Source organism: Pseudomonas sp. FP453, assembly GCF_030687495.1.
Lineage (GTDB): Bacteria > Pseudomonadota > Gammaproteobacteria > Pseudomonadales > Pseudomonadaceae > Aquipseudomonas.
This window is the reverse complement of the sequence record NZ_CP117435.1, coordinates 4,545,215-4,558,111: the sequence shown is the minus strand read 5'-3', so window position 1 is coordinate 4,558,111 and position 12,897 is coordinate 4,545,215. Positions and strand designations below refer to the sequence as shown.

The window sequence follows — 12,897 nt, the reverse complement described above, 5'->3', positions numbered from 1 at the left end:
GGTCATCTCGATTCAAATGGCTTGGCTGCGACGCGACGCCGGCAGCAGTTTGGCAATCGGTTCGGCGCTGGCGGTGTGCTGGCCGAAATTGGCGTTATAGGTGGCGATGATTTCGCCGGCGATGGAGATCGCGATCTCCACCGGCAACTTGCCCTTCACCTCGGTGAGGCCCATGGGGCAGCGCATGCGTTGCAACTGTGCGGCGTCGAAGCCGCGGTCACGCAGGCGATGTTCGAACTTGACCCGTTTGGTCTTGGAGCCGATCAGGCCGAAGTAGGCGAAGTCATTGCGTTTGAGCAGGGCGGCGGTGAGTTCCAGGTCCAGCGCGTGATTGTGGGTCATGACGATGCAGTAACTGCCCACCGGCAGGTCGGCAATTTCATCGACCGGCTCTTCGCTGACGATTTTACGCACGCCTTCGGGGATATGTGCTGGAAACTCCTGCTCGCGGGAATCGATCCAGCGCACCCGACACGGCAGGCTCGCCAGCAGCGGCACCAACGCACGGCCGACATGACCGGCGCCAAACACCGCGATCTGTGCCTGCACCTGGCCCATGGGCTCGAACAGCAGCACGGTCACGCCGCCGCAGCACTGGCCCAGGCTCGCACCGAGGCTGAAGCGCTCCAGATGGGTGTTCTGCTGGCCACGCACGAGCATGTCGCGGGCAATCTGCATCGCCTTGTATTCCAGATGCCCGCCGCCGATCGTGTCGAAGGTCTGGGCGGCGCTGATGACCATCTTGGAACCGGCGTTGCGCGGGGTGGAGCCGAGTTCTTCGATGATGGTTACCAGTACGCAGGGTTCGCCGCTGGCTTGCAGGTGGGCGAGGGCGCTGATCCAGTTGTTCATGTCTACCTCAACATTGCTGTTGTCAGTCAGGCCGCTATCGCAGGCAAGCCAGCTCCCACATTTGACGGTGTTCACGCTCAAAATGTGGGAGCTGGCTTGCCTGCGATGGCAGCACCTCGGTCCTAAAGCGAAGCCAACTCGGTTTCAGTTTCCACAGGCGAAGCCGCCGTCAACTGCCGCATCTGCTCACACCCCCAAAGCACCCGCTCCGGCGTCGCCGGCGCATCGATCTTGGGCTGATACCGATAGTCACCCAAACTCGCCACCGCATCCTTGATCGCACACCACGAGGCAATCCCCAGCATGAACGGCGGTTCGCCCACGGCCTTGGAATGGAACACCGTGTCTTCCGGGTTCTTGCGGTTTTCCACCAGCTTCACCCGCAGGTCCAGCGGCATGTCCGCCACCGCCGGGATCTTGTAGCTGGCCGGGCCGTTGGTCATCAGCTTGCCTTTGTTGTTCCACACCAGCTCTTCCATGGTCAGCCAGCCCATGCCCTGGATAAACCCGCCTTCCACCTGGCCGATGTCGATGGCCGGGTTCAGCGAAGCGCCCACGTCGTGGAGGATGTCGGTGCGCAGCATCTTGTATTCGCCGGTCAGCGTATCGACGATCACTTCGCAGCACGCCGCGCCGAAGGCGAAGTAGTAGAACGGCCGCCCGCGCGACTGGCTGCGGTCGTAGAAGATTTTCGGGGTCTTGTAGAACCCGGTGCTCGACAGCGACACCTGGGCGAAATACGCCTGCTGGATCAGCGCCTCGAACGTGAGGATCTGCTCGCGCACGCGCACGTGGCCGTTGTGGAATTGCACATCCGCTTCGCTCACATCGAACTTGCGCGCGGCGAATTCCACCAGGCGCTGCTTGATGATTTCGGCGGCGTTCTGCGCGGCCTTGCCGTTCAGGTCGGCGCCGCTGGAGGCGGCGGTCGGCGAGGTGTTGGGCACCTTGTCGGTGTTGGTGGCGGTGATCTGCACGCGGTCGATTTCCACCTGGAACACTTCGGCCACCACCTGCGCGACCTTGGTGTTCAAGCCCTGGCCCATCTCGGTGCCGCCGTGGTTCAGGTGGATGCTGCCGTCGGTGTAGATGTGGATCAGCGCACCGGCCTGGTTGAGGAAACTGGCGGTAAACGAAATACCGAATTTCACCGGAGTCAGCGCCAGGCCTTTTTTCAGGATCGGGCTGTGGGCGTTGTACAGGCGGATCGCTTCGCGGCGCTCGGCGTATTGGCTGCTGGCCTCAAGCTCGGCGGTCATCTCTTCGAGCAGGTTGTGCTCGACGGTCTGGTAGTAGTGGGTGACGTTGCGCTCGGTCTTGCCGTAGTAGTTGACCTTGCGCACGGCCAGCGGATCGAGGGCCAGATGGCGGGCAATGGCGTCCATCACCTCTTCGATGGCGACCATGCCTTGTGGGCCGCCGAAGCCGCGATAGGCAGTGTTGGACGCGGTGTTGGTCTTGCAGCGATGGCCGTTGACCGTGGCATCGCCCAGGTAATACGAGTTGTCGGAGTGGAACATCGCGCGGTCGACAATCGAGTTGGACAAGTCCGGCGAGCAGCCGCAGTTGCCGGCCAGGTCGAGGTTGATCCCGTGCAGGCGGCCGCTGTCGTCAAAGCCCACGTCGTATTCGATATAGAAGGGGTGGCGCTTGCCGGTCATCAGCATGTCTTCGACACGCGGCAGGCGCATCTTGGTCGGCTGGCCGGTGAGGCGTGCGACCACGGCGCACAGGCACGCCGGGCTGGCGGCCTGGGTTTCCTTGCCGCCGAAACCGCCGCCCATGCGGCGCATATCCACGACGATTTTATTCATCGACACGTCCAGCACTTCGGCCACCAGTTTTTGCACTTCGGTGGGGTTTTGCGTGGAGCAGTAGACGATCATGCCGCCGTCTTCGGTGGGCATCACCGAGGAGATCTGCGTCTCCAGGTAGAAGTGTTCCTGGCCGCCGATGTGCAGGGTGCCCTGGATGCGGTGTTTCGCCGACGCCAGTGCGCTGGCTGAATCGCCGCGTTGGTGGGTGTGGCTGTCGAGCACGAAGTGTTTCTTGCGGAAGGCCTCGACCACGTCCAGCACCGGTTCCAGGTCTTCATATTCGATCACCGCCGCCATCGCCGCTTTGCGCGCGGTTTCCAGGTCACGGGCGGCGACGGCGAGCACGACCTGGCCGACAAACTGCACCGTGTCGATGGCCAGCAGCGGATCGCCAGGCATCAACGGGCCGATGTCTTTCAGGCCGGGCACGTCTTCGTGGGTGATCGCGATGCGCACACCTTCAAACGCGTAGCAGGGCGCGGTGTCGATGCTGATGATGCGGGCGTGGGCGCGGTCGGACATGCGCGCATACAGGTGCAGCTGGTTGGGGAATTCCAGGCGGTCATCGATGTACTGCGCTTCACCGGAAACATGCTTGGCGGCGCTGTCATGCTTGACGCTGCGGCCGACACCGGAGGTGAGGTCCTGGGCGAACAGCTCGGCCAGTTCGGCTTGGGTTTTAACGACGGCGTGATGGTTAGACATAAGCGGTCACCCGAGTCTCGATGTGCGGCGTTTGCAGTTCGATGAAGTATTTGCGCAGCAGGTTCTGCGCACTGAGCAGGCGGTATTCCTTGCTGGCACGGAAGTCTGACAGCGGGGTGAAATCTTCGGCCAGGGCGGCACAGGCTTTCTCCACGGTGGCGCTGTTCCAGGTGGCGCCGACCAGCACGGCTTCGCAGCTTTTCGCGCGTTTCGGCGTGGCAGCCATGCCGCCGAAGGCGACGCGGGCTTCGCGGATCACGCCGTTGTCGATCTTCAGGTTGAACGCGGCACAGACGGCGGAAATATCATCGTCCAGGCGCTTGGACACCTTGTAGGCGCGGAACAGCGCGTGGCCCTTCGGCACGATGATCTTCTCGATGAACTCGCTGTCCTGGCGCGCGGTGACGCGGTAGTCGATGAAGTAGTCTTCGAGCGCCAAGGTGCGCCGGGTGTTGCCCTTGCACAGCACGACCTGCGCACCGAGGGCGATCAGCAGCGGCGGCGAATCGCCGATGGGCGAAGCGTTGCCGATATTGCCGCCGAGGGTGCCCTGGTTGCGGATCTGCAAGGAGGCGAAGCGGTGCAGCAACTCGCCGAAGTCCGGGTATTCGTGGTGCAGTGCTGTGTAGCAATCGGAGAGGGCGGTGGCGGCGCCGATTTCCAGGCGATCGGCGAAGTCGTCGATGCGCTTCATCTCTTCGATGTTGCCGACGTAGATCATCACCGGCAGCGTGCGGTGGAACTGGGTGACTTCCAGCGCCAGGTCGGTGCCGCCGGCCAGCAGACGGGCTTGCGGATAGGAGTCGTAGAGGTCGGCCAGGTCGGCGACGGTCAGCGGCACCAGGCAGCGTTTGTCGCCGCTGTTGAGTTCGCCGGTTTGCGTCGGCGCGATGGCTTTGAGGCGGGCGATGGTGTCGGCCTGGCGGCTGTCGAACTGATCCTGCGGCTTGTTGCAGCAGGCCTGTTCGGCGGCGGCGAGGATCGGCCGATAACCGGTGCAGCGGCACAGGTTGCCGGCCAGGGCTTCGTGGGCTTTCTGGCTGTCGGGGGCGTCGCTGTTCTTTTGCAGGGCGAACAACGACATGACGAAACCGGGGGTGCAAAAGCCGCATTGCGAGCCGTGGCACTCGACCATCGCCTGTTGCACGCTGTGCAGTTGGCCCTGGTGCTTGAGGTCTTCGACGCTGATCAATTGCTTGCCGTGCAGGGACGAGACAAAGGTCAGGCACGAGTTGAGGCTGCGGTAACGAATCTGCTCCGCGCCTTGCGCATCGGTGTGCAGCTCGCCGACCACCACGGTGCACGCGCCGCAGTCGCCGCTGGCGCAGCCTTCCTTGGTACCGGATTTGCCCAGGTGCTCACGCAGGTAGTTGAGCACAGTGAGATTGGGGTCCAGGGCGTGCTCGCTACGGAGTTCCTGGTTAAGTAAAAACTGGATCACGGAAGGCCTCGCAGACTCATTATTGTTGTTAACCGCTTTGCGCCGAATCTAGTCATGTCTGACTTTTCGGTCAACGATTTTCTGACCAGAAGGTCAAGAAAATCCGGTCGCAACACTTTCAATTATGGTCCAGTCTTCTGGAACCGGCGTTTTCAGGGGCTTTTGCGTTTTCCACGCTGCTTATTCCGTGCCAAATTCGCCACGGTGGGCGTAGCGCCATCAGCGGGCCAATGCGCTACACTGCCGCGCTTGTATCGATAGAAGATTTTGAAGGTAAAACATGACGTTCAAGGCGCCGGACAGCCTCGCCGAGCAAATCGCTCACCACCTCGCCGAACGCATCATTCGCGGCGAACTCAAGCCTGGGGAGCGGATCCAGGAGCAAAAGGTCACGCTGGCGCTTAATGTCAGCCGTGGTTCCGTGCGCGAAGCCTTGCTGATCCTCGAACGCCGCCACCTGATCGCGATCCTGCCGCGCCGTGGCGCCCACGTCACCGAACTCACCGCGCACAAGGTGCAGAGCCTGTGCACGCTGATGGGCGAGTTGTACATCCTGCTCGGCAATGCGGTCGCCCAAGGCTGGCAGACCCAGGCCGACATGGCGCCGTTCGTGCAGATCCAGCAGCGCCTGGTGACCAATTTCGAGCGCCAGGACATCCGCGCCTTCGTCGAAGAAAGCTTCAACGTGATGCGCGCCGCGTACCCCTTCGCCAACAACCCGTACTTGCAGGAAACCGTGGAAAACCTGCAGCCGGCGATGAACCGCGCCTATTACCTGGCCCTGGATCAGCGCAAGGCGTCCATGAGCGAATACCTGGTGCTGTTCGAGCAATTGCTCGCAGCCGTCCTCGCCCGTGACCTGCCACAGATCCGCCAGGTGTTGTCGGCTTACGGCGAGCGCAGCTGCTCGTTGGTCATTGCTGCGTTGGCGGACGCCTAAACGTGCGGCTCAAGTGCATCAAACTGGCGGGGTTCAAATCCTTCGTCGACCCGACCACGGTGAACTTCCCCAGTAATATGGCGGCGGTGGTCGGGCCCAATGGTTGCGGCAAGTCGAACATCATCGACGCCGTCCGTTGGGTGATGGGCGAGAGCTCGGCCAAAAACCTGCGCGGCGAGTCGATGACCGACGTCATCTTCAACGGCTCCACCAGCCGTAAGCCGGTGAGCCAGGCCAGTATCGAACTGGTGTTCGACAACTCCGATGGCACCTTGATTGGCGAGTACGCGGCCTACGCGGAAATCTCGATTCGCCGCAAAGTGACCCGCGACAGCCAGAACAGTTATTTCCTCAACGGCACCAAGTGTCGCCGTCGGGATATCACCGATATTTTCCTCGGCACCGGCCTGGGCCCGCGCAGCTACTCGATCATCGAGCAGGGCATGATCTCCAAGCTGATCGAAGCCAAGCCCGAAGACCTGCGCAACTTTATCGAGGAAGCGGCCGGCATCTCCAAGTACAAGGAGCGCCGCCGCGAGACCGAAAACCGCATCCGCCGCACCCACGAAAACCTCGCCCGCCTCACCGACCTGCGCGAAGAGCTGGAGCGCCAGTTGGAGCGCCTGCACCGCCAGGCCCAGGCGGCCGAGAAGTATCAGGAATACAAGGGCGAAGAGCGCCAGCTCAAGGCCCAACTGTCGGCCCTGCGCTGGCAGGCGCTGAACGAGCAGGTCGGCCAGCGCGAGGCGATCATCGGCACCCAGGAAATCAGCTTTGAAGCGCTGGTGGCCGAACAGCGCAATGCCGACGCCAGCATCGAACGCCTGCGTGACGGGCACCATGATTTGTCCGAGCGCTTCAATCTGGTGCAGGGCCGCTTCTATTCGGTGGGCGGCGATATTGCTCGCGTCGAGCAGAGCATCCAGCACGGCCAGCAGCGTTTGCGCCAGTTGCAGGATGACTTGAAGGAAGCCGAACGCGCGCGCCTGGAGACTGAATCCCACCTGGGTCACGACCGCACCTTGCTGCTGACCCTCGGTGAAGAACTGGACATGCTCACCCCCGAGCAGGAAGTCACCAGCGCTGCCGCCGAAGAAGCCGCCGCCGCCCTGGAAGAATCCGAAAGCACCATGCACGGCTGGCAAGAGCAGTGGGACACGTTCAACCTGCAATCCGCCGAGCCGCGCCGCCAGGCCGAGGTGCAGCAGTCGCGCATCCAGCAACTGGAAACCAGCATGGAGCGCTTGGCCGAGCGCCAGCGCCGCTTGCAGGAAGAGCGCGTGCTGCTCGCCGCCGACCCGGAAGACGCGGCGATCATGGAGCTGAGCGAGCAACTGGCCGAAAGCGAAATGACGCTTGAGGAGCTGGAAGCCAGCGAAGAACAACAAGTGGAGCGCCTGGAGCAACTGCGTCAGCAACTGCAACAGGCGACCCAGGCGCAGCAGCAGGCCCAGGGCGATTTGCAGCGGCTTAACGGCCGGCTGGCGTCCCTTGAAGCGTTGCAACAAGCGGCGTTGGACCCCGGCACCGGCACCGCCGAATGGCTGCGCGACCAGCATCTGGCCGAGCGCCCGCGCCTGGCCGAGGGTTTGAAAGTCGAAGCGGGTTGGGAGCTGGCGGTGGAAACCGTGCTGGGCGCCGACCTGCAAGCCGTGCTGGTGGATGACTTTGGCGGTTTCGACCTGGCCGGTTTTACCCAGGGCGACCTGCGCTTGCTCAGCCCTGCTGCCGATGGCCAGCGGGTGCCCGGCAGCTTGCTGGACAAGGTTGAGGCGGCGATTGATCTGTCGCCGTGGCTGGGGCCGGTCAAGCCGGTTGAATCACTTGAGCAAGCCCTGGCCCAGCGCGGTCAACTGGCGGCCGGCGAAAGCCTGATCAGCCGCGACGGCTATTGGGTCGGCCGGCACTTCCTGCGGGTGCGCCGCGCCAGCGAAGCGGAAAGCGGTGTATTGGCCCGTGGCCAGGAAATCGTCAACCTGATCGCCGAGCGCGAAGAGCGCGAAGCCACCCTGGAAAGTCTGGAAACCCAACTGCAAACCCTGCGCGCCACCCAGCGCCAGCAAGAGACCGGTCGCGAACACCTGCGCCGCCTGTTGCAGGACGAAGCGCGCCAGCAAGGTGAACTCAAGGCCCAGCTCTCCGCGAGCAAGGCCAAGGCCGAACAGCTGACCCTGCGCCGTACCCGCCTCGACGAAGAAGTCGCCGAGATGGGCGAACAGCGCGCCCTGGAACACGAACAGATCGGCGAAGCGCGCCTGCAGTTGCAGGACGCCCTCGACAGCATGGCCCTCGACACCGAGCAGCGCGAACTGTTGCTGGCCCAGCGCGACAGCCTGCGCGAACGCCTCGACCGCGTGCGCCAGGAAGCCCGCCAGCACAAGGATCACGCCCACCAACTGGCGGTGCGCCTCGGCTCGCTCAAGGCCCAGCATGCGTCCACCGCCCAGGCCCTTGAGCGCCTGGAGATGCAGTCCGAACGCCTCACCGAAAAGCGCGAGCAACTGAGCCTCAACCTGGAAGAGGGCGAAGCGCCGCTGGAAGAGTTGCGCCTCAAGCTCGAAGAATTGCTCGACAAGCGCATGACCGTCGACGAAGAACTCAAGACCGCGCAAATCGCCCTGGAAGACGCCGACCGCGAACTGCGTGATGCCGAAAAACGCCGGACCCAGGCCGAGCAGCAATCCCAGTTGATCCGCGGCCAACTCGAACAACAGCGCATGGAATGGCAAGCCCTGACCGTGCGCCGCAAGACCCTGCAAGACCAGTTGCTGGAAGACGGCTACGACTTGCACGGCGTGCTCAACACGTTGACCACCCAGGCCAACGAGAAAGACGCCGAAGAAGAACTGGAGCGGATTGCCGCGCGCATTCAACGCCTGGGCGCGATCAACCTCGCGGCCATCGACGAATACCAGCAACAATCCGAGCGTAAACGTTATCTGGACGCGCAGGACGCCGACTTGGTCGAAGCCCTGGATACCTTGGAAAACGTGATCCGCAAGATCGACAAGGAAACCCGCAACCGCTTCAAAGATACCTTTGATCAGATTAATAGCGGTTTACAGGCGTTATTCCCGAAAGTTTTCGGCGGTGGCAGCGCTTACTTGGAACTGACGGGCGAAGATCTACTCGATACAGGGGTAACGATCATGGCGCGGCCTCCGGGCAAGAAGAACAGCACCATCCATTTGTTGTCCGGCGGCGAAAAAGCCCTGACCGCATTGGCCCTGGTATTTGCCATCTTCAAGTTGAACCCGGCGCCGTTCTGCATGCTCGATGAAGTTGACGCACCGCTGGATGACGCTAACGTTGGACGCTATGCACGACTGGTTAAAGAGATGTCCCAGACCGTGCAGTTCATCTATATCACCCACAACAAGATCGCCATGGAAATGGCTGATCAGTTGATGGGCGTAACGATGCATGAACCGGGCTGTTCGCGTTTGGTGGCGGTGGATGTGGAAGAAGCAATGGCGATGGTGGAATCCTGACCCAGGCTTCGAAAGAGAATTTTCAGCAGGATGTAAGGTGTTTTACCGGTCTGGCAAAGATGGCCTAACGACATAATTGTTCAAGGCATTTTGACAGACGGTGTAAAGTTATCTTTGGTCGTGCTAGTTTAATGTCAATTTTTCGTGTGCGTGGGCAAAACGTCAGTCAGAACATAGAGTTGGCGCCACGTTTTAAAGCGGTTTGCACGGTGCTAAACCCCTTATTTTTCAGCATTTTTTATTAGAGGCACGGGATTACATGGAAATCGGTCTGCGCGAGTGGCTGATCGTCATCGGCATTATTGTCATTGCCGGTATTCTTTTTGATGGCTGGCGCCGGATGCGCGGCGGCAAGGGCAAGCTTAAGTTTCGCCTGGACCGCAACCTGTCCAACCTGCCAGACGACGACGGCGCCGCCGAGCTGCTGGGGCCGCCCCGTGTGCTGGATACCCATAAAGAACCGCAACTGGACGAGCACGACCTGCCGTCGATGAGCGCGCCGCTGCGTGAAGCCCGCGAGCCGTCGTCCAAGCGTGGCAAGCGTGCCAGTGCCGCCGTGGCCGAGCCGCATCAGGGCGACCTGAACCTCGACGTCGATGATGGCCCGAGCTTCAGCAGCCGCGACGATGACTTCCCGGATGAAAACGTCGGCAAGCCCGCGCCGCGCCAATCGGTCAACGACCAGCCAGCCGCTGAAGAAGTGCTGGTGATCAGCGTGATCTGCCGCGACGCTGCCGGTTTCAAAGGCCCGGCGCTGTTGCAGAACATCCTCGAAAGCGGCCTGCGTTTTGGCGAGATGGATATCTTCCACCGTCACGAAAGCATGGCCGGCAACGGCGAAGTGCTGTTCTCCATGGCCAACGCGGTCAAGCCGGGCACCTTTGACCTGGACGACATCGACCTGTTCAGCACCCCGGCCGTGAGCTTCTTCCTCGGCCTGCCAGGCCCGCGTCACCCGAAACAAGCGTTCGACGTGATGGTGGCTGCAGCGCGCAAGCTGTCCCAGGAACTGAACGGCGAGCTGAAGGACGACCAACGCAGCGTCCTCACTGCGCAGACCATCGAACATTACCGTCAGCGCATCGTCGAGTTCGAGCGTCGCGCCCTGACACAAAAACGCTGAGTAGAATAAGCGCACCAACATTTGAGCAGCTTCGGCTGCTCTTTTGCTTTATGAGAGAACACCCATGACCGCCGCCCACACCCGCATCCTCGAACTGCGCGCTGAACTGGATCAGCACAACTACCGTTACCACGTCCTCTCGACGAGCCGAGCATCCCGGACGCCGAGTACGACCGCTTGTTCCACGAGCTCAAGGCCCTGGAGGTCGAGCATCCGGAGCTGGTCACGCGGGATTCGCCGACACAGCGTGTGGGCAGTGCGGCGTTGTCGGCGTTCACCCAGGTCAAGCATGAAGTGCCGATGCTCAGCCTTGGCAACGCATTCGATGAAACCACCATGCTCGAATTTGATCGCCGCGTGAACGAGGGGGGCCTGGACCTGCCGGCCGGTGATCTGTTCGGCGGCGGCGCGGTGGTGGAATACAGCTGCGAACCCAAGCTGGACGGCCTGGCGGTCAGCCTGCTGTATCAGGATGGCGAACTGGTACGCGGCGCCACCCGTGGCGACGGCACCACCGGCGAAGACATCAGCGTCAATGTGCGCACCGTGCGCAATATCCCGCTGAAACTGCACGGCAGCGGCTGGCCGGCGACCCTGGAAGTGCGTGGCGAAGTGTTCATGTCCAAGGCCGGTTTCGAGCGGCTCAACGCCTCGCAGCTGGAAGTCGGCGGCAAGACCTTCGCCAACCCGCGCAACGCCGCCGCCGGCAGCCTGCGCCAGCTGGATTCGAAGATCACCGCCAGCCGCCCGCTGGAGTTCTGCTGCTACGGCGTGACCACCGACATCAGCGACACCCATATCGGCAACCTGCAACAATTGCAAAAGTGGGGCATGCCCATCAGCCACGAGCTGAAACTGGCCAAGGGCATTCAGGATTGCCTGGATTACTACCGCGACATCGGCGAGCGCCGCAACAGCCTGCCGTATGAGATCGACGGCGTGGTGTTCAAGGTCAACAGCATTGCCTACCAGCGCGAGCTGGGCTTCCGCGCCCGTGAGCCGCGCTGGGCTATCGCGCATAAATTCCCGGCCCTGGAAGAGCTGACCGAACTGCTCGACGTGGAATTCCAGGTCGGCCGCACCGGCGCCGTCACCCCGGTGGCGCGCTTGAAGCCAGTCAAGGTCGCGGGCGTGACCGTGTCCAACGCGACCTTGCACAACATGGATGAAGTGGCGCGCCTGGGCGTGATGATCGGCGATACCGTGATTATCCGCCGCGCCGGGGACGTGATCCCGCAAGTCGTCTCCGTGGTGCTCGAACGCCGCCCGGAAGACGCCCGCGCCGTGCCGATCCCCGAAAGCTGCCCAGTGTGCGGTTCCCATGTGGAACGCACCCAGCTGGTCAAACGCAGCAAGGGCAAGGAAACCGTCAGCGAAGGTGCGGTGTACCGTTGCGTCGGGCGCCTGGCGTGTGGCGCGCAGCTCAAGCAGGCAATCATCCATTTCGTCTCGCGCCGGGCCATGGACATCGACGGCCTGGGCGACAAGACCATCGAGCAACTGGTGGACGAAAAACTCATCGGCTCGCCGGCGGATCTCTACAAGCTCAAGTACGAGCAGATCATCGACCTGGAAGGCTTCGCCGACATCTCCAGCAAGAAGCTGATCGCCGCCATCGAAAACAGCAAGACACCGACCCTGGCGCGCTTTATCTATGCGCTGGGCATCCCCGACGTGGGCGAGGAGACGGCCAAGGTGCTGGCGCGCTCCCTGGCGTCCCTGGAGCGCGTGCAGAAGGCCTTGCCGGAAGTGCTGACGTACTTGCCGGACGTGGGCCTGGAAGTGGCGCACGAGATCCACAGCTTCTTTGAGGACAGCCATAACCAGGAAGTGATCGGCGCGTTGCTGTCGCCGGACGAGTGCGGCCTGCAATTGCAGGAGCAGGGCGACCTGAGCGCCGAGTTCGCCGCCAGCACCACCTTGGGCGGCTTGCTCGACAAGCTGCATGTGCCGAGCGTCGGCCCGGGTGCTGCGCAGAAACTCGCGGACAAGTTCGGCAGCCTCGAAGGCGTGATCAAGGCGGACTGGCTGGACATGCGCCAGGCGCTGCCGGAGAAGCAGGCCAAGGCCGTGCGTGAGTTTTTCGACAATCCTGACAACGCCAACCGTGCCCTGGCCATCGAGCAGCAGCTCAAGGACTTCGGCATGCATTGGCACAGCGAGAAGAAGGTCGTCGAAGGCTTGCCCGAAGCCGGTCACACCTGGGTGCTCACCGGCTCCCTGGAGCTGATGAGCCGCGACGTGGCCAAGGACAAACTCGAAAGCCTTGGCGCCAAGGTGGCGGGTTCCGTCTCGGCGAAAACCCATTGCGTGGTGGCTGGCCCGGGCGCCGGTTCGAAACTGGCCAAGGCCAGCGAACTGGGGCTCAAGGTTCTCGACGAAGAAGCCTTCGTCGCCTTCCTGGCCAAGCACAACATCACCGTCTGATCGCGCCCTGTGGCGAGGGAGCTTGCTCCCGCTGGGCTGCGCAGCAGCCCCCCTTGTAGGAAAGCGGAACGATCTCACCCTGGAAATGATCTAGTCTCTGT

At 62.4% G+C, this 12,897-nt stretch carries 6 protein-coding genes and 1 pseudogene; 4 read left to right on the top strand and 3 right to left on the bottom strand.

Annotated features, from left to right (window positions below; all coding sequences use genetic code 11):
• Positions 1-12: 12 nt before the first annotated feature.
• The 3 genes from xdhC to xdhA form a co-directional block, all read right to left on the bottom strand.
• Entirely contained in the window at positions 13-852 is an 840-nt protein-coding gene (gene xdhC, locus PSH87_RS20620) for a xanthine dehydrogenase accessory protein XdhC (protein ID WP_305430901.1), read from the bottom strand.
• A gap of 122 nt (positions 853-974) precedes the next feature.
• On the bottom strand, positions 975-3,374 hold the full coding sequence (xdhB, locus tag PSH87_RS20615) for a xanthine dehydrogenase molybdopterin binding subunit (protein WP_305430899.1): 2,400 nt from the start codon (positions 3,372-3,374) through the stop codon (positions 975-977).
• On the bottom strand, positions 3,367-4,815 hold the full coding sequence (gene xdhA, locus PSH87_RS20610) for a xanthine dehydrogenase small subunit (RefSeq protein WP_305430897.1): 1,449 nt from the start codon (positions 4,813-4,815) through the stop codon (positions 3,367-3,369). The genes xdhB and xdhA overlap by 8 nt, the downstream gene beginning before the upstream one ends.
• 280 nt (positions 4,816-5,095) lie before the next feature.
• On the opposite strand from xdhA, the gene PSH87_RS20605 reads away from it, so the two are divergent.
• From PSH87_RS20605 to ligA, 4 genes and pseudogenes are all read left to right on the top strand, one after another.
• The gene (locus PSH87_RS20605) at positions 5,096-5,755 is read left to right on the top strand and encodes a GntR family transcriptional regulator (RefSeq protein WP_124526631.1); all 660 of its coding nucleotides are present in this window, start codon (positions 5,096-5,098) and stop codon (positions 5,753-5,755) included.
• A gap of 2 nt (positions 5,756-5,757) precedes the next feature.
• A complete protein-coding gene (gene smc / locus PSH87_RS20600; RefSeq protein WP_305430896.1) occupies positions 5,758-9,246 on the top strand; it encodes a chromosome segregation protein SMC in 3,489 nt (1,162 codons plus the stop codon).
• Positions 9,247-9,505: 259 nt separating this feature from the next.
• The gene (zipA, locus tag PSH87_RS20595) at positions 9,506-10,369 is read left to right on the top strand and encodes a cell division protein ZipA (RefSeq protein WP_017739590.1); all 864 of its coding nucleotides are present in this window, start codon (positions 9,506-9,508) and stop codon (positions 10,367-10,369) included.
• 64 nt (positions 10,370-10,433) lie between these two features.
• Positions 10,434-12,796 (top strand): annotated as a pseudogene (gene ligA, locus PSH87_RS20590) (NAD-dependent DNA ligase LigA).
• Positions 12,797-12,897: the final 101 nt, after the last annotated feature.